Origin of the sequence: Sphingobacterium sp. UBA6317 (assembly GCF_002440385.1) — a bacterium.
In the GTDB taxonomy this organism is placed as follows: domain Bacteria; phylum Bacteroidota; class Bacteroidia; order Sphingobacteriales; family Sphingobacteriaceae; genus Sphingobacterium; species Sphingobacterium multivorum.
Window position 1 is genome coordinate 87,551 of sequence record NZ_DJTD01000022.1, and the last position, 16,676, is coordinate 104,226.

Annotated in this window: 17 protein-coding genes; 4 read left to right on the forward strand and 13 right to left on the reverse strand. The window is 40.4% G+C overall.

Going from position 1 to position 16,676, the window contains the following annotated elements:
- Positions 1–424 precede the first annotated feature (424 nt).
- Both B3E92_RS06335 and B3E92_RS06340 read left to right on the forward strand, forming a co-directional pair.
- Positions 425–2,281: a beta-N-acetylhexosaminidase gene (locus B3E92_RS06335; RefSeq protein WP_286709378.1), complete on the forward strand. Its 1,857-nt coding sequence runs from the start codon at positions 425–427 to the stop codon at positions 2,279–2,281.
- Between the two features lie 180 nt (positions 2,282–2,461).
- Complete coding sequence (locus B3E92_RS06340; RefSeq protein WP_286709377.1) at positions 2,462–2,938, forward strand: GAF domain-containing protein; 477 nt, start codon at positions 2,462–2,464, stop codon at positions 2,936–2,938.
- Between the two features lie 132 nt (positions 2,939–3,070).
- Here B3E92_RS06340 and B3E92_RS06345 read toward each other — a convergent pair whose 3' ends face one another.
- From B3E92_RS06345 to B3E92_RS06405, 13 genes are all read right to left on the reverse strand, one after another.
- Positions 3,071–3,673: a hypothetical protein gene (locus B3E92_RS06345; RefSeq protein WP_286709376.1), complete on the reverse strand. Its 603-nt coding sequence runs from the start codon at positions 3,671–3,673 to the stop codon at positions 3,071–3,073.
- Between the two features lie 31 nt (positions 3,674–3,704).
- Positions 3,705–4,925, reverse strand: coding sequence for an LVIVD repeat-containing protein (locus B3E92_RS06350; RefSeq protein ID WP_286709375.1), 1,221 nt, complete (start codon positions 4,923–4,925; stop codon positions 3,705–3,707).
- Positions 4,926–5,048: 123 nt separating this feature from the next.
- Positions 5,049–5,951, reverse strand: a complete 903-nt coding sequence (locus tag B3E92_RS06355; RefSeq protein ID WP_286709374.1) for a WD40 repeat domain-containing protein — start codon at positions 5,949–5,951, stop codon at positions 5,049–5,051.
- 257 nt (positions 5,952–6,208) lie between these two features.
- Complete coding sequence (hisIE, locus tag B3E92_RS06360; RefSeq protein ID WP_115047132.1) at positions 6,209–6,793, reverse strand: bifunctional phosphoribosyl-AMP cyclohydrolase/phosphoribosyl-ATP diphosphatase HisIE; 585 nt, start codon at positions 6,791–6,793, stop codon at positions 6,209–6,211.
- Positions 6,794–6,915: 122 nt separating this feature from the next.
- Entirely contained in the window at positions 6,916–7,668 is a 753-nt protein-coding gene (gene hisF / locus B3E92_RS06365; protein ID WP_070563353.1) for an imidazole glycerol phosphate synthase subunit HisF, read from the reverse strand.
- Between the two features lies 1 nt (position 7,669).
- Complete coding sequence (locus B3E92_RS06370) at positions 7,670–8,422, reverse strand: HisA/HisF-related TIM barrel protein (RefSeq protein WP_046672344.1); 753 nt, start codon at positions 8,420–8,422, stop codon at positions 7,670–7,672.
- Between the two features lie 12 nt (positions 8,423–8,434).
- Positions 8,435–9,034, reverse strand: coding sequence for an imidazole glycerol phosphate synthase subunit HisH (gene hisH / locus B3E92_RS06375; protein ID WP_046672343.1), 600 nt, complete (start codon positions 9,032–9,034; stop codon positions 8,435–8,437).
- A gap of 1 nt (position 9,035) precedes the next feature.
- Positions 9,036–10,175, reverse strand: coding sequence for a bifunctional histidinol-phosphatase/imidazoleglycerol-phosphate dehydratase HisB (gene hisB, locus B3E92_RS06380; RefSeq protein ID WP_046672342.1), 1,140 nt, complete (start codon positions 10,173–10,175; stop codon positions 9,036–9,038).
- Positions 10,176–10,179: 4 nt separating this feature from the next.
- Positions 10,180–11,238 carry a histidinol-phosphate transaminase gene (gene hisC / locus B3E92_RS06385; protein ID WP_070563350.1) on the reverse strand — a complete coding sequence of 353 codons (1,059 nt, stop codon included), beginning with the start codon at positions 11,236–11,238 and terminating at the stop codon, positions 10,180–10,182.
- A 118-nt stretch (positions 11,239–11,356) separates the two neighbouring features.
- A complete protein-coding gene (locus tag B3E92_RS06390; protein WP_070563348.1) occupies positions 11,357–12,268 on the reverse strand; it encodes a ribonuclease Z in 912 nt (303 codons plus the stop codon).
- Position 12,269: 1 nt separating this feature from the next.
- Positions 12,270–12,650, reverse strand: a complete 381-nt coding sequence (locus tag B3E92_RS06395; RefSeq protein WP_046672339.1) for an STAS domain-containing protein — start codon at positions 12,648–12,650, stop codon at positions 12,270–12,272.
- Between the two features lie 33 nt (positions 12,651–12,683).
- Complete coding sequence (locus B3E92_RS06400; RefSeq protein WP_070563345.1) at positions 12,684–13,634, reverse strand: phosphoribosylaminoimidazolesuccinocarboxamide synthase; 951 nt, start codon at positions 13,632–13,634, stop codon at positions 12,684–12,686.
- Between the two features lie 200 nt (positions 13,635–13,834).
- A complete protein-coding gene (locus B3E92_RS06405) occupies positions 13,835–14,800 on the reverse strand; it encodes a PhoH family protein (RefSeq protein WP_046672338.1) in 966 nt (321 codons plus the stop codon).
- 351 nt (positions 14,801–15,151) lie between these two features.
- On the opposite strand from B3E92_RS06405, the gene B3E92_RS06410 reads away from it, so the two are divergent.
- Together B3E92_RS06410 and B3E92_RS06415 are read left to right on the forward strand one after the other, a co-directional pair.
- Positions 15,152–15,940 (forward strand): SAM hydrolase/SAM-dependent halogenase family protein, encoded by a 789-nt coding sequence (locus tag B3E92_RS06410; protein ID WP_046672337.1) that lies wholly within the window; start codon positions 15,152–15,154, stop codon positions 15,938–15,940.
- A gap of 158 nt (positions 15,941–16,098) precedes the next feature.
- Entirely contained in the window at positions 16,099–16,653 is a 555-nt protein-coding gene (locus tag B3E92_RS06415) for a hypothetical protein (protein WP_070563342.1), read from the forward strand.
- Positions 16,654–16,676 lie beyond the last annotated feature (23 nt).

Here is a 16,676-nt window from a genome sequence, read left to right on the forward strand (position 1 = left end):
ATTCGGATAAAGCCCTATCAGCTCCGTTGAATGTACCTATAAACTAAGCATTAAAAACGGATCAAAAATGACATCATTCAGAAGAAGTTATAAGGTCGTTATCTTCCCTTCACGTGATCGAAATAATCTGTACAACGAAAGAAGGTTTAGTGATAAAGCATCAGCTCACAGGAGATACGAACATTTAAAAAGGCATAAATTTTTTTACCTAAATTTGGATACTATTCCCCGAAGTAAAATATCCCCTTTAACAGACTAAACAAACGATTGATCTAACCCAAACACGTTATTATCCAAACTACTTCTAAGTGCCCAAAAATACGTTCAACAGTGTTTTCATACCCTATTTGTTACATTTCCTCTTTGCTAAAACGTATTTATTCACCTATTTTTAGAACTTCTTATTTCAGTTATAATCTCACGCATGAAGAAACTATTTTCACTTGCGCTGGCTCTAAGTATAGGAGCAGCAGTATTTGCGCAAGAAAAGAAAGATGCTACCTTGAACATTGTGCCCTTACCGCAACAGGTTCAAATTAAAAATGGTACATTTAAAATCAACGCTAACACCAAAATCGCCTTTGATAGCGAAGAGGACAAAAAAGTTGCAACGCTGTTTCAGGATTTCCTAAAAAGCAACTACAGTCTCAATTTATCCCTAGTGAAATCAGCGAGCAGCAATACGATCTATTTCTCCTCCAAAAACGCAAAATCCACTAATGCTGAAGCGTATGAACTTAACATAAGTTCAGACCGCGCAACTATTAGCGGAAAAGCTGCCGGTCTATTTTATGGTATGCAATCGTTGATCCAGTTGCTACCTGTGGATAAAAAGGCCAGCATAGAAATTCAACAAGCTTCAATCCAGGATGAACCTCGCTTTGCTTACCGTGGATTACATCTCGATGTTGGCCGTCATTTCTTTCCAGTAGAGTTTGTAAAAAAATACATTGATATTCTGGCGTCTTACAAATTGAATACGTTTCATTGGCATTTGACAGACGACCAAGGCTGGCGTATCGAAATCAAATCACATCCAAAATTGACTCAGATTGGCGGTTACCGCAAGCAAACACTACTGGGTAACTACAAGACAGATGGTGATTATGATAACACACCTTATGGCGGTTTCTATACCCAAGACCAAATCAAAGAAGTGGTTGCTTATGCTAAAGCTAAATATGTAACGGTTATACCCGAAATCGAAATGCCTGGGCATGCGTTAGCAGCACTTTCGGCTTATCCAGAATTGGGCTGTGGTGATAAGCCAGGACCTTACACGGCTGCGCAGACTTGGGGGGTCTTTGACGATGTTTTCTGTGCTGGAAAAGAAGAAACATTCAAGTTGTTGGAAGATGTCATTGATGAAGTCATTCCCCTATTCCCGAGTGAATATATCCACATCGGCGGTGATGAATGTCCAAAAACAAAATGGAAAACATGTCCATTTTGTCAAAAAAGAATCAAAGATAACAACCTCAAAGATGAACACGAGTTACAGAGCTATTTTATCCAACGTATGGAAAAATATATCAATAGCAAAGGTAAACGTATCATTGGATGGGATGAGATCTTGGAGGGTGGTTTAGCGCCTAATGCGACTGTCATGAGCTGGAGAGGCGATCAAGGTGCGATTGATGCAGCCAATCAAGGTCACGATGTGATCATAACGGCAAACAGCTATGGTCTATATTTTGATCACAAACAAGGTCCTGATCAAAACAGAGAACCTTTAAGTATCGGCGGACTTTCCACATTGAGCAAAGTATATTCGTCAGACCCAATGCCTAGCAAAATTGCTGAAAACAACAAGAAACACGTTCTAGGTGTACAAGCAAATATTTGGACAGAGTATATTGGATCATCCAATAAAGTCGAATTTACAGTGTTACCGCGCGTTTTAGCGCTTTCTGAAATTGCCTGGACACAGCCAGAGAAAAAGAATTGGAAAAATTTCTCAGAACAGCGTGCAGCAAATCAGCTGGCTAAACTTGACCAAACCAATACATTCTATCGTGTACCGGAAGTATATGGCATAACAGATACCACCGTATATGCTTCGGAATATACGATCAGAGGCTTGAAACCATCTGTTGAAGGGGCCAAAATTTATTACACATTGGACAACTACGATCCTTCAGAATTGGATTTAGAATATACAGGTCCAGTGAAAATTACGGTTCCTAATAGTAAGGAACGTGTTTTCAAAGCCGTTGTTGTAACGCCTTCCGGCAAAAGAAGCAACTACATTCGGGTGAATATTATCAACACCAAGAAATAATAACATTTGCCTGATAAGAAAGCGCTAATATTCTGTTAACTTTGAACAGCGTATTAGCGCTTTTTCATTTCATGCAGGTTGGAACTCAATATGCCGTGAAGCTTTCCGGACAGGCAAAACATGCTTGGCAATTGTAATCCTGATAGCAAATGCATGATTATTTTTTTTACATAGATTTTTATGGCAGAGGATTTACAAATAGCTAAAGGTAGCAAAGAAGAACAATATCAAAATTTACTTCCTCAAATTGAGGGACTTTTGCAAGGCGAGCCGAATCAAATTGCCAATTTGGCTAACATCGCTGCTGCACTGAAAGAACAATTCAATTTTTTCTGGGTTGGTTTCTATCTTGTTGATGGAGACGAGCTCGTGTTAGGCCCTTTTCAGGGACCCGTTGCATGCACGCGTATCAAGAAAGGTCGTGGTGTATGCGGGGGTGCTTGGGCACAGGAAAAAACATTGATTGTTCCTGATGTGGAGCAATTTCCGGGACACATTGCCTGTAGTTCGCTCTCGCGGTCCGAAATCGTGCTACCCGTTTTTAAACAGGGACAGATTATCGGTGTGCTGGACGTTGACAGTAGTGAATTAAATAGTTTTGATGAAGTCGATGAGAAATACCTTACGCAGGTATTACAGCTTTTAGACGGCGAATAAGTAAGCTCCACAAAAAAGAGTGAAATAGCGTTAGTATCGGCCTAGATTTGAAAAACGAACCGTATACTTACGCTATTTTTTTACATTTCAAGCTATCGACACCTGTTAATAAAAAAAACATCCGATCGATACCTAAAAACCAAATCCTACCTGTAAAGTAAAACGGTGCAGATCATATTTTTTATCCATTTGTGTTGTTCCATACCCTATGCTAGTGTCTGGCAAACTTGCTGAGGGTCGCGTATAAGTATCCTTTCGGCTATAGTGCTGATACCGATATCCTGTTGCCAAAGACCAATATTTCGCTGAATTCTTAAATTTAAAGCGCCAACCCAGCTGTGGATTTACCAACGAGCCACCCTGATATTCATATTTTAAATTGCTCTCGACTAGATTTTTATTCAAGAAAGCAAAACTATAGCCTAAATCCAATCCTGCAAAAAAACTACGTTTTCTGTCAGGGAATTCCACATAATTTACTTTGGCTGAGAGTGGTAAAAACCATTTTGATCCTTCATTGTTTACAGGATACCTATCCACCCCTGTATTTAAACCCAGAGCGATATTTTCATGGAGCTGCACCCCATGCAATGTATGTAAGCCAAATCCAGATTCCAGAAAAGCAGGGCCATAAGTAATAACCGAAAATTCATTATGATTTGTATATTTTTTTGTTTGGGCATCAACAGTTAAATACCCGAGAAGAGCCAAAATGGCAATCGAAAGTCTTTTCATATCAGAATAATGAAGCTCTTGAAATAGTGTCTTAATTGGGTCTAATAACAGGAATAATGCTCAATTCCTTCAATTTGGCCTTATTGCTATAATCATATTGATGTACACCTTTTTCTCCAACAATAATTAGCGATTTTGGTCCAGCGATAACATCCATACTCATCAGGTTTTTGTGAGTTTCTAAAAGCTTATTACCTATTTGACTAACATCACTGGCATCGAATGACTTCAACCCAAATTTTCCATCACAGATATACAGCGTGTGGTCCGATAGCGCCAGTCCGTAAGGATTCTCCAAAGTGAAGCTATGTTTCAGCATCGGTTTCGTCAGATCTTGGATATCGATAACTTCCAACAAATTTTGCTGCCCCCCACATACCACGCCTGCACGTAAGGTTACAAAGGCATATTTCTCATTGACAACGACAGGATCACAGGCACGAATATGTGTATAACGCGACAGCTCTACGGGAGCTGATGCCGTCGTGATATCATAAATCACCATACCTGTATTGGAGCCGATAAACAGGTTGTTTTTAAAGGGAAAAATTGTTTCGATGCCAGGACCTATTTTGATATCCTTTACATAGGCAGGTTTACTCGCATTCTGCACGTCAAAAAGGTGCAACGTCGTTTGGTCCACGGCATATAGATGTTTATTGGCAATGGTAAATCGCGCCATGGATCCGCCCTGTCCCGAGCCCGAATTGGTCTCGTTATAGAGAGGTTCTTTTCGGTCATAAGGTGAATATTTATCTTTTTGGCTATAGCTTACCAGGCTATCTCGGTATCCTGTAATGATGCGATCGGCAGTATTATTCAAGTAATCCATTTGAAGCAACATCTTAAACACATCCTTATTTCGTGTCAATAATTTTGGAGATGCAGGATTTTCGAGATCGAAGGTCAACAGATCTGTAAAACTATCCGCATACAGCTTTCCATCTAGAACCGCAAGATCCACATTGCCGGGAATACTTAAGAATGCCATCGCCACGGGTTTTGACGGATCAACATTATTAAAGATATGAACTCCTTTCCGTGGCTCATTTATAAACAAGTAATCTTGATAAATATAAATCTTTCCGGTTTGAACAATTGTCGTAGGGCTGCTTACGGGATTAGCTTTAGCTCGTATACTTTCCATTGTTTCGAATATGGGCACGCTAGCTAGATACATTCCTTTACTTTCGATTTTATCACAGCTCGAAAGCGCTATACAGCCTAATAGGATAAGCCAAATTCTTTTCATAAAATATAACTATAAGGTCAATTAAATTTATAATTACCATAGTTAACGATATAATTATGAATTCGCTACAAATGACTTTACTTTTTATGCCCCTAAGTTAGTCCGCACTTCCTACCCGATATTTTATACATGAAATTCCCAGACTTTCACCAGTTTGTCATCGCTGACGCTAAAGAAATATTGACCATTTTCGGACCATGCTCCCGCATTTACAGATAAATGATGGCCATCTTGCATCTTCTCGCGGCTCATATTTTTCAATAGTGCAAAATCGGCTGTGGACCAAAATTTCAACGATTTGTCGCGACTGACAGTAACAAAAATTGGTGCTTCAGGATGGGGATATATTCCATATACGGTAAACAGATGCGGTACAAACGAAAAATTAGTTGTCAATTGATTGGGGTCTGAAATCACCAATTGCGCATCCCGTCCACCGCTTAGCAATTTATTATGGATAAATGCCAGCGACGTAGCGGGCATACTATGCAATTTTGAATCCGCAATAATATGAAAATCAGCACTGTCCAAGGTATAAACTTTGCCATCTTTATCCCCTAATGCTATTCTTCCAAGTCCTTCATCAATTGCAATTGCGCGAATTGTTGTTGGGGATATTCGCTTCTCATAAATACATTTATAAGTTGTCAGATCAATAACGTACAATGTTCCCTCTTCACCTACTGCCAGAAGCTCATTTTTCCAGGACATATAAGCCAATGCAAAAATAGCTTTGCTGCTTAGCTGTATACTTGCTACAAGCTTTTGCTCTTCGACATCTACAAAAAGCAGTTTACCCTCACGCAAGGCTATGGCCAGAATCGGCGTCCCCGGGATCAACCGTAAAGCATAAACCGATGAACTTACCGCACAGAGAATACGCTTAAATGCATTTTGCTCAATATCCCATTCGACAACGCCCTTATCGTTACCTGCCGTAAAAAAAGTATGTGCATAGTAGCCCTTCTCTACACAAAAAATAGGGTTTTGATGCCCTGGTAACGTCGATTTTAATGTAATATCCATAGTAATTCGCTAAAACGCCTTCTCTATTCGGAGCACCTGTTTTAAGCCTATTTTTTATGTTATAGGACCGAATTCTCCGCTGACTGAGCTGTGATCCAGTAAAGATCAATACAGCAATACGCATTGTTAGTCGGTAGAAACAAGAAGTGCAGTATATCCACAAATATACTGCACTTCTTAGATTATTTTGTCATCTTAGCTTAAAGCCTTCTTTCCGCTTCAGATTTTGTTCAACGCTGATGCCGTCGTCCAAATACCTATTGATGTCTGCTCTCGAGGTTTTTCGCAATTGTTTCCAAAGAAAATCCTTTCTCACGCAACAATACGATCAAATGAAACAATAAGTCTGAAGTTTCATTAATAAAATCAGTATCCGTTTCGGTCAATGCTGCAATGACTGTTTCTACGGCTTCCTCGCCAACCTTTTGCGCAATCTTATTGATACCGCGAGAACGCAGACGATTGACATAAGATTCGTCAGAAGGATGTTCATAGCGATGGTTGACAATACGCTCTAGCTCCAACAGAAAGTTTTGGTTGAAGTCTGTATTAAAACAACTTCTGCTTCCTGTATGACAGGTAGGTCCCATTGGTTCTGCTTTGATCAAAACAGTATCCTTATCGCAATCAACATGGATGCTTTTTACATTCAAAAAGTTTCCACTTTCCTCTCCTTTTGTCCAGAGGCGATTTTTGCTTCGGGAGAAAAACGTAACGCGTTTCTCTGCTTGTGTCTTCTCCCAAGCTTCCTCGTTCATATAGCCTAACATCAACACTTCCAATGTTTGGAAGTCCTGCACAATCACTGGAACAAGGCCGTCACTTTTTGCAAAATCTAACATGATTTTAGTATTTCAATTTTAATTATTTTCGAAGAGCCATGAGCCCAGTTTAATTTCTCAGGATTTCTTTCAGCAAGTTTATAACTTCCACCCCTTTGATTATCGATCTTTACTCCGCTATCCTATCTTACGACAATACCATTTTGGCGTAAGGTAGCTTTAAGATCGGGGATCAATATTTCACCATAATGGAAGACCGATGCCGCCAGGGCAGCATCCACGTTAGCTTGTTGAAAAACATCGACAAAATGCTGTTGATTACCGGCACCGCCAGAAGCAATCAGTGGAATATGAATCTGGTCGTTTATTGTTTTTAAAAAACCATTGTCAAAGCCATTTTTTGTTCCATCATGATCCATTGACGTCAACAGGATCTCTCCTGCTCCACGTTCTTGCGCTTCAAGGATCCAATCCGCTGTGTCCAATTCCGTCTTAATGCGTCCGCCGCTCAGATGCACAAAATTCTGACCTTCGATCGACCGGGTATCCACAGCAACCACAACAAATTGTGCACCAAAAGCTGCAGCCATCTGGTTGATAAGAGCAGGATTGCGTACCGCAGCGGAATTGATGGATATTTTGTCCGCACCTGCATTCAACAAGATATCAGCATCTCTGATTTCATTGATACCACCGCCGATTGTAAAGGGAATATTCACTTGACGTGCGACTGCTTTGACCAGATCAATTGTCGTTTTACGCCCCTCATGCGTTGCTGTAATATCTAGGAAAACGAGTTCATCAGCCCCTTGTTGAGAATATTCATAGGCCAATTCAACAGGATCACCTGCATCGCGCAGATCCACAAAATTGACTCCTTTTACCGTCCGCCCATCTTTGACATCCAAACAGGGAATTATACGTTTTGCCAGCATTTTAAAATCTGATTAACGATTTTAAATTCCAATCTTTGATTTCATCGATCGAGATTCTATTTTCATAGATTGCTTTACCAACGACAACAGATTCTACACTGCCCAATTCCTGAAGTTTCTGAATATCGTCCATTGAACTGATCCCGCCAGAAGCTATTAACTTGATAATCGGAGAATGGCTCAACAACTTTTGGTAGAGTTCAACGCCTGCACCGCCCAATTTTCCATCTTTACTAATATCGGTACATAAGAACCTAAAGAATCCTAAAACCAAGCATTTATCAATATATTCGATCAATTTGATTGGCGAACTTTCCAACCAACCCGAGTATTTGATTACCTCATCCAAAACGTCGATTGCAATAACGATGTGGTCGGCATATTTTACTTTACCTTCGTTCAACGTAGCCAGCTCCTCCAAGAATGAAGGATTGGTGATTGCCTGTGTTCCGACAATAACGCGATAAATCCCTGCATCAACCAATTCCTTAACCTTTTCGATACTTCTTACACCACCGCCATACTGAATTTTCATATCTGTCTTTTGGATGATATCAAATAAATAGGCCTGATTGCTGAAGTCTCCTTTTGCACCATTTAAATCAATGATATGGACGAGTTCCGTACCATTTGCACGGTAGGTTTCGATTTGCTCTTCTAAACTAATCGCATACGTTGTAACGTCATTGTAGTTACCCTCTCTCAAGCGGACAACTTTTTTGTCCAAGACATCTATTGCTGGAATGATATACATAGTCGAATATTTTTAATCAATTTGAATAGTTGAAAAATTGAGCAGCAGCTGCTCTCCTGCTTTTCCAGATTTCTCTGGATGAAATTGTACGCCAAAGAAATTGTCTTTGGAAATTGCAGCCGAAAAAGGCTGTCCATAGACACATTTCGCCGCGGTATATGTCGCATCGAATTCGATAAAGTACGAGTGGACAAAATAAAAATAAGTCTGGTCTTCAATATGTGCAAATAAAGGACTGTTTGCTGGCACGGAAACACTATTCCAGCCCATATGTGGTACTTTACCCGACTTTTCGGCATCAAAATGTAAGGTCTTCAAAGGAAATAGCTTTAACATTTCGGCATTTCCTTCTTCTGAAAAAGCCGTCAGTAATTGCATACCAACACAAATACCCAATACAGGCTTTTTTAGCTTTTTGATATAGGGCACCAATCCCGATTCCTGTAGTTTGTCCATCGCGGCTCCAGCGTGGCCCACTCCAGGAATGATGATACGATCGTATTGATCGATCTCATCGGCAGTATTGACCATACCATAGGTAAGCCCAACACGATCCAGTGCCGCTGTCAAGGAGAAAATATTCCCCGCACCGTAATTAATAATTCCTATCATCTTACAATACTCCTTTTGTACTTGGCAATTGCATATGGTCGGCATCGCGTCTTACCGCTTTCTTGATAGATTTAGCAAAAGCTTTGAAAATCGCTTCAATCTTATGGTGCTCATTGTCACCTTCAGCTTTAATGTTTAAATTCGATCGTGAAGCATCTGAAAACGACTTAAAGAAGTGGAAAAACATTTCCGTAGGCATATCGCCGATCTTCTCCCGCTTAAATGCCGCATCCCACACTATCCAGTTGCGACCACCAAAATCCAATGCAACCTGAGCCAAACAATCATCCATCGGCAACGTATAGGAGTAGCGCTCAATTCCACGTTTATCCCCTAAAACCTTCAAAAAGATCTCGCCCAGCGCAATACCCGTATCTTCGATGGTATGATGTTCGTCGATATGAAGATCCCCTTTCGCCTTAATGGTCAAATCAAGTGCTCCATGTCTAGCCAATTGATCCAGCATATGGTCGAAAAACGGTAACCCCGTTTCGATGTCTGACTTACCCGAACCATCCAGATTCAACTGAATAAAAATATCCGTTTCATTGGTTTTACGATGATGTTCGGCAGTGCGCGTACCCAATTTAAGGAATTCATACACCGTCTTCCAATCCGTTGTCTCTAAAGCTATAACAGTTGAATCTATCGCAAGGTTTTCCAAAGCACCTAATTGATCGTTTGCACGCAGCCAAATTGCCTTTGCACCGAGGTTTTGTGCCAATTTAACATCGTTCACACGATCGCCAATGACGAAGGATTGGCTCAAATCGTATTTCGACGCATCAAAATAGGCTCCAAGCATACCAACTCCCGGTTTTCGGGTTTCCGCATTCTCGTGTGGAAAGGTTTTATCAATATGTTCCTCGGCAAACACTACGCCTTCTCCTGCAAACGTATCAATCACAAAATGATGGACTGGCCAGAAATTCTCTTCCGGATGGGAAGACGTTCCTAAACCATCTTGGTTGGAAACCAAGATCAATTCGAAATCCAGCTCCTTTGCGATACGTGGTAGATACTGCAAAGCACCAGGATAGAATTTTAATTTGGCAAAAGAATCGATTTGTTCGTCTTCAGGTTCCAAAATCAATGTTCCATCGCGGTCTATAAACAGTACACGTTTTAAGTTATCAGGCATAGTATTATTTATTGATTTGATTAAGTTTTTCTAACAATGTTTTATTTTCAGCCGGTGTACCGACCGTGATCCGTAGACAGCCTTCACACAGTTCGACTTTGGATCTATCTCTAACGATAATTCCATATTGAACGAGATAATCGTAAACTTCACGTGGCTGCTCCATCTTCACCAAAATAAAGTTGGCATCAGAAGGTGTAATATGCTGCACATAATCCAGTTCAAGCAATCCACGCACTAGTTGCTCACGTTCTGCTACTGTCTCCTTGATCCAGTCATTGACTTGATCAACCTGATCTAAGGCTTCCAATACAATATCTTGTGTCGCTTGATTAATGTTGTATGGTGGTTTTATTTTATTGTAAACAGCGATAATCTCCTTACTGGCAAAAGCCATACCCAAGCGTAAGGCCGCAAGCCCCCAGGCTTTGGATAAGGTCTGCAATACCACTAGATTGGGGTATTCAGCCAGTTCTTGCGTAAATGACTTGACAGCAGAAAAATTAATATAGGCCTCATCCACTACCACAAGCCCCTGGAAATTATTCAGGATTGCTTCAATATCCTGACGACGGATTGAGTTTCCGGTTGGATTATTCGGAGAACAGATAAAAATCAGTTTAGTATGTGCGTCTATTGCATTGGCAATACCATCCAAATCCAGCTGGTAATCAGCAGTAAGGTTTACCTTTTTGAAAGCAACATCATTGATGTTCGCCGAGACTTCATACATCCCGTAGGTTGGCGGAACTAATATGACATTGTCAACACCAGGGGTACAAAATGCACGGTATAAAATATCAATAGCTTCATCACTTCCATTTCCCAAAAAGATATTCTCTGATGGTACACCTTTTATTTTAGAAAGTTTTGCTTTAACTTGATGTTGGAGAGGGTCTGGATATCGGTTGTAATCATGGTTTAAGGGGGATCCAAAAGGATTTTCATTGGCATCAATTAATATGGATGCCTCCCCTTTAAATTCATCTCTTGCGGATGAATAAGGTACGAGCTTCTTAATATTTTCCCGTAGTAGGTTGTTTAAGTTGAATGGATTATCCATTATAAAAAAATTAGAGCCGTAAACTTAGATAAATTGTTCATCATATGCAATATAATAAGCAATTATTCATAGGTGTTAACCCGTTTATCGTTGGGATATCAGAGAAAATTCAAAAAAATTAAACGGAAAACCACCGACCTTCCACAGAGAGTTCCGTATTTGGGAATACAGTTCTCGCTTCTTCCAATAGGGGATTTAAATCTCTGTACCGCGCTGAATAATGACCCAATAGCAACTTCTTTGCATGAGTTTCCTGGGCGATCTCTCCAGCCTCCAACGCAGTGGTGTGAAATGTCTCTTTTGCGCGGTCGACCATATCGTGCAAGAATGTGGACTCATGATACATCAGATTAGCCTTTTGCACATAAGGCAGGTATTCTGCCGTCCGTACGGTATCCGAACAATACACATAACTGCGCGATAAGGGAGCGGGAAGGCTCAGGTCATCTGCAGTATATACTTTACCACTTTCATCGACGTATTCAAATCCTTTTTTGATCATCGGAAAATAAGCGGTGGGTATATTCAGTTCCTGTACGACATCGCCAAGCAATGTTCGTGCACGGGGACCCTCATCAAAACGAAAGCCTGTACAGGCAATACGATGCTTTAATGGAAAAGTGCTTACTTTTAATGTTCTGTTTTCAAAAATGACCCCTGGCTGTTCGGGTGAAATCGGATGAAAAACAAGATTATAGCGTAAAATAGTCTCGGAATGCAAAAATTGCACGTCTAAAATTTCCTTTAACGCAGGTGGCCCATACAAATGGAGATCACTTTTTCGGCCGACAAGGTGCATCGATGAAAGCAGCCCCACCAAACCCAAATAATGATCCCCATGCAGATGGCTAATAAATATATGTCCTAAACGATTGCTTTTGATGCCGTATCGGCTAAGTTGCATTTGTGTACCTTCTCCACAGTCGATCAAAAACAATTGCTCATTAAAGTTCAACACTTGGCTAGTCGGATGACGATCAAACATCGGTGTGGCCGAGCTATTTCCTAATATCAGAACTTCAAACTTCATATTAATCCTCGATTGCCCCGCGATACTCAGATTCCAATTCGTGTGCAAAGATTAAATCTTCCGCCACCTTTAAAGATGGTGCTATTTTAAGCGATTTATCCAAATGCGACACACGAACCATATCCATTAACGTTGGACAAAGATTAACCAAAATAAATATGCCCCCAACAGACTGACATAAACGATGGGCAAGCACACCTAAACGGATACCGACCTCGTCCGTTTGCTTAACGTGGATCATATCCAAAACGATATTCCGTTGTCCAATCGTATTCCGCAACAAAAACTCCCCTTTGAGTTTAGCGGCATTATCCGCGTCAATCACATCGACATGAGGTTCTATGACAATATAGCGATCGTGCTTATCAATGGTATACTTCATTAGTCTATCTCCTTTGTTTGAGGATACAATGTACTAATAATTTAGCGTTTTCAAGGCCTTTGCCACATTTCTTTCCACACGTTCCAGTACGTTTTCCTGATCTGGATACACAAACTTCTCTCCGACGATATGCTCGTAAAGCTCAATATAACGTTCAGAAATGGAAGCGACAATCTCATCCGTCATCTCCGGAACAACCTGACCGTCTTTCCCTTGGAAGCCGTTTTCAATTAACCATTTGCGAACAAACTCCTTCGACAATTGCTTTTGTGCCTCCCCTTTTTCCTGACGTTCCGCATAACCTTCCGCATAAAAATAACGGGAAGAATCTGGTGTATGAATTTCGTCGATCAGCACAATTTTCCCATCTTTTTTTCCAAACTCATATTTTGTATCCACCAAAATAAGCCCTCTTTGCGCGGCAATTTCGGTACCCCTTTGAAACAACGCTTTGGTATATTGCTCCAATTGAACATAGTCTTCTTCGCTTACGATGCCTTTTTTCAAGATATCGACACGTGAAATATCCTCATCATGTCCAACAGCAGCCTTTGTTGTCGGTGTAATAATTGGCTCAGGTAATTTGTCATTTTCTTTCAGTCCTTCTGGCAATGCCTCACCACATATTTCCCGTTTACCCGCAGCATATTCGCGCCAAGCGTGTCCTGACAAGTAGCCCCGAATAACCATTTCCACTTTAAACGGCTCGCATAGCTGACCGATAGTTACACTGGGGTCCGGAACAGACACGACCCAATTTGGAATAATATCAGCCGTAGCCTTTAAAAATTTGGCTGCAATTTGATTCAACACCTGTCCTTTATAAGGAATAGGACGTGGAAGTACCACATCAAATGCCGAAATACGATCTGAGGCAACCATCGCCAAATACGTATCGGCAATCGTATACACGTCACGTACTTTTCCCCGGTAAAAAGCAGTCTGGTTTTCGAAATTGAAATTTGTTTCTTTTATAGCATTCATGTTCAACGTAAAATTCAAATGTAAGTAATTGTTCATTTATGACTGCTTTCAACGGCATTCATAAATGCAGCGCATTTATTTAAGAGCTCACTGTACTCGATTTGCCTTTTAATAAGGCTATTTGAACTATATCAGTCGGCACCTTTTGTACCCATGCCAAACTGGGATATCCCAAATCATACGTTTGCAGCATAGACCGATTAAATATCGCCATACGCTTCGAGGATGCGGCGAACCAATTTATGGCGAACCACATCTCCACCGCTGAGGTGGATAATGTCTATTCCTTCGATATTCTCCAATAGGCGAATTGAAGTAGACAATCCAGATTGATTTTTTTTCGGTAAATCTACCTGTGTCATATCACCGGTAACGATAAATTTTGCCGTTGGCCCCATACGTGTCAAAAACATCTTCAGCTGCATATCCGTTGCATTCTGAGCTTCGTCCAGAATCACAAAGCAGTTGTCCAATGTTCGTCCACGCATAAACGCTAGAGGTGCAACTTCAATGGTCCGATTTTCCAGGTAACCTTTTAGCTTTTCTGCTGGAATCATATCGTCCAATGCATCGTAGAGCGGTCTCAAATAGGGGTCTACCTTCTCCTTTAAGTCGCCCGGTAAAAACCCGAGATTTTCGCCGGCCTCGACGGCTGGTCTCGTTAGAATGATCCTTTTGATTTCTTTATTTCGAAGTGCCCGAACAGCTAATGCAACCGCCGTATAGGTCTTTCCTGTACCCGCCGGTCCGATAGCAAATAAGATGTCATTTTTCGAAATACTATCCACCATCTTCCGTTGGTTGGCCGTACGTGCACGTACAATAAGGCCATTAGGTCCATACACGATCGGTTCGGATCCAAAGGCTGCATGTTTGGCCGCAAGTTCTTTTTCCTGCTGAACAGCAGAACCTGCACTTGCTCCAAGGAGATTTTCAAAATCCAATAAAGTAATGTTGTTAAATTTCTCCAGATGAGCCATGACTTCCTTAAACGATTGCTCAAACAGGTCTAATTCCTTCGCGTCTCCCAACACCTTCATTTCACTTCCGCGAGCTACAATCCGCAGTTTTGGGAATTGCTTCTTCAAATAATCGAAGTGCTCATTGTCTGCTCCCCATAATATGGGCAAATTCAGACCATCTAATGCAATTAGTAATTCGTTCAAATTTTATCCTATTTAGAATTAATTAGATTGTAGCCATTACACAATATCGTTCCTGTATAATACTATTCAAAATTAACGTATTCTAACGAAACAACCAAGAAGATACGGCGTACAAACGACGATGATTTATAAGCTTATGGAGACAGCCGACAAAGGGGCACAAAGATTTCGTTATGCATAAAATCTTCGCTATGTTTGTGTATATCAATCGAAAAAAGACAGATTCAAAATAAGTTATCCAATTAACTTTATAAATCATCTGATAAATAGTAATTTTGTCCACTATTTAGATAAATTTAAGGGTATATTTAAGGGAATTCGACAGCAATTCGATCTAGGATTTAGATTATAATGGCAGTAATTACATTAACAACAGACTTAGGACACAAAGATTTTTATCAAGCCGCGTTAAAGGGTAGTCTTTTATCGCAATTGTCCGGTGCCAATATTGTTGATATTACCCACGAAATTCCAGCATTCAATATCCCTCGAGCGGCCTTTGTGTTAGGCAACGCTTATCATTATTTCCCTAAAGGAACCGTACATATTATCGGCATTAACACCCTGTTTCATGAAGAGTCGAAATATATCGGCATGAAATACAACGATCATTATTTCGTCGGAGCCGACAACGGTATTTTCAGCTTATTGTTGAATGGCAACGAACCCCAGGAACTCTATGAGCTCAACTTAATGCAAGACCTTCGGTATCTACACTTTCCGCTCGCAGATATTCTTTCTAAATCCGCCTGTCATATTGCTAAGGGGGGCAAACTGAAAGAAATCGGTACTTCAATGCAACAGCTCATCGAAAAAGTAACTTTGCAGCCCATCTTTGATAAAGACATGATCCGAGGCAACGTCATTTATGTTGATGCATTCGGCAACGCCATTACCAATATCTCGAAAGATCTATTCAATAAAGTTCAGAAAGGACGTCATTTTGTCCTTTATTTTAAACGTAATGAAACCATTACCAATCTTTCCTGGCATTACAATGAAGTGGGAGAAGGAGAGAAACTTTGTTTATTCGGTATTTCCAACTACCTTGAAATCGCCATCAATAAAGGTAATGCCAGCCAGCTACTCGGACTTCATGATGACGATTCCAATGTTATTCGTATAGAATTTAAAGATTAATTTCATAAATTCATTTGTCGTGCTTTCGCTCCATTTTTTTATCCTTGGTCAAACTGACCACAAGGCTAAAATTGTAGTTGTAGCTTCGTGGCAAAATAAAATTTTACCATCAACGTTAGTTTAAACTAGACATTTGATTAAATAGATCGTCCAAATACATGATGAAATTCTTAAAATTCCTACTTCCAATCGCCGTTCTATTTTGCTTCTTTGGACAGGCCAAGTCGCAAAACAACCCAGACTCCAGCTCTTTTGAGGTCCAACGAAGCCGTGTAAATGACCTACTCGATGCCCGTCAACAGAAATTCGGCGCCTATGACACGAGCCTCACTCAAAAAACAGGGCTTTTTGGCCTTTTCAAATCAAAAGGTGACATGCAAAAGAGCATTGATATCCTTAAAGATATTGTTATCACCGACAATAACATTTTCTTAGAGACTCAAAAACTATTGAAAATCAAAGATTTTGAGAAAGATAAATTCCAACAATTGGCAACAGATTACGACAAGCAGGTATCAGCCTATATCGGCACCATAAGTAAGCTTCAAAAAGAGAACGAGAAACTGCGGGCACAGATTGACAAAACATCAGGCAACGGAGGTATAGGCAATATCCTGCTCTATATCGCTTTACTTGTTATCGCCGTATTAGGATATTTATTGTATAAATTTAACGCGCAACTAACAGCTTCGAAACAACAAAATTTAGGATAAAGCAGCAGCAACAAGCATTTGCA

What these genes read in the sequence shown, in the direction of transcription:
- hisB (WP_046672342.1), bottom strand. Translation starts at nt 10,175, where the DNA reads ATGCCTGATAACTTAAAACGTGTACTGTTTATAGACCGCGATGGAACA.
- hisC (WP_070563350.1), bottom strand. Translation starts at nt 11,238, where the DNA reads ATGGATAATCCATTCAACTTAAACAACCTACTACGGGAAAATATTAAG.
- hisIE (WP_115047132.1), bottom strand. Translation starts at nt 6,793, where the DNA reads ATGTTAGATTTTGCAAAAAGTGACGGCCTTGTTCCAGTGATTGTGCAG.
- B3E92_RS06355 (WP_286709374.1), bottom strand. Translation starts at nt 5,951, where the DNA reads ATGGATATTACATTAAAATCGACGTTACCAGGGCATCAAAACCCTATT.
- B3E92_RS06335 (WP_286709378.1), top strand. Translation starts at nt 425, where the DNA reads ATGAAGAAACTATTTTCACTTGCGCTGGCTCTAAGTATAGGAGCAGCA.
- B3E92_RS06340 (WP_286709377.1), top strand. Translation starts at nt 2,462, where the DNA reads ATGGCAGAGGATTTACAAATAGCTAAAGGTAGCAAAGAAGAACAATAT.
- B3E92_RS06390 (WP_070563348.1), bottom strand. Translation starts at nt 12,268, where the DNA reads ATGAAGTTTGAAGTTCTGATATTAGGAAATAGCTCGGCCACACCGATG.
- B3E92_RS06410 (WP_046672337.1), top strand. Translation starts at nt 15,152, where the DNA reads ATGGCAGTAATTACATTAACAACAGACTTAGGACACAAAGATTTTTAT.
- hisF (WP_070563353.1), bottom strand. Translation starts at nt 7,668, where the DNA reads ATGCTGGCAAAACGTATAATTCCCTGTTTGGATGTCAAAGATGGGCGG.
- B3E92_RS06370 (WP_046672344.1), bottom strand. Translation starts at nt 8,422, where the DNA reads ATGTATATCATTCCAGCAATAGATGTCTTGGACAAAAAAGTTGTCCGC.
- B3E92_RS06345 (WP_286709376.1), bottom strand. Translation starts at nt 3,673, where the DNA reads ATGAAAAGACTTTCGATTGCCATTTTGGCTCTTCTCGGGTATTTAACT.
- B3E92_RS06395 (WP_046672339.1), bottom strand. Translation starts at nt 12,650, where the DNA reads ATGAAGTATACCATTGATAAGCACGATCGCTATATTGTCATAGAACCT.
- B3E92_RS06400 (WP_070563345.1), bottom strand. Translation starts at nt 13,634, where the DNA reads ATGAATGCTATAAAAGAAACAAATTTCAATTTCGAAAACCAGACTGCT.
- B3E92_RS06415 (WP_070563342.1), top strand. Translation starts at nt 16,099, where the DNA reads ATGATGAAATTCTTAAAATTCCTACTTCCAATCGCCGTTCTATTTTGC.
- hisH (WP_046672343.1), bottom strand. Translation starts at nt 9,034, where the DNA reads ATGATAGGAATTATTAATTACGGTGCGGGGAATATTTTCTCCTTGACA.
- B3E92_RS06350 (WP_286709375.1), bottom strand. Translation starts at nt 4,925, where the DNA reads ATGAAAAGAATTTGGCTTATCCTATTAGGCTGTATAGCGCTTTCGAGC.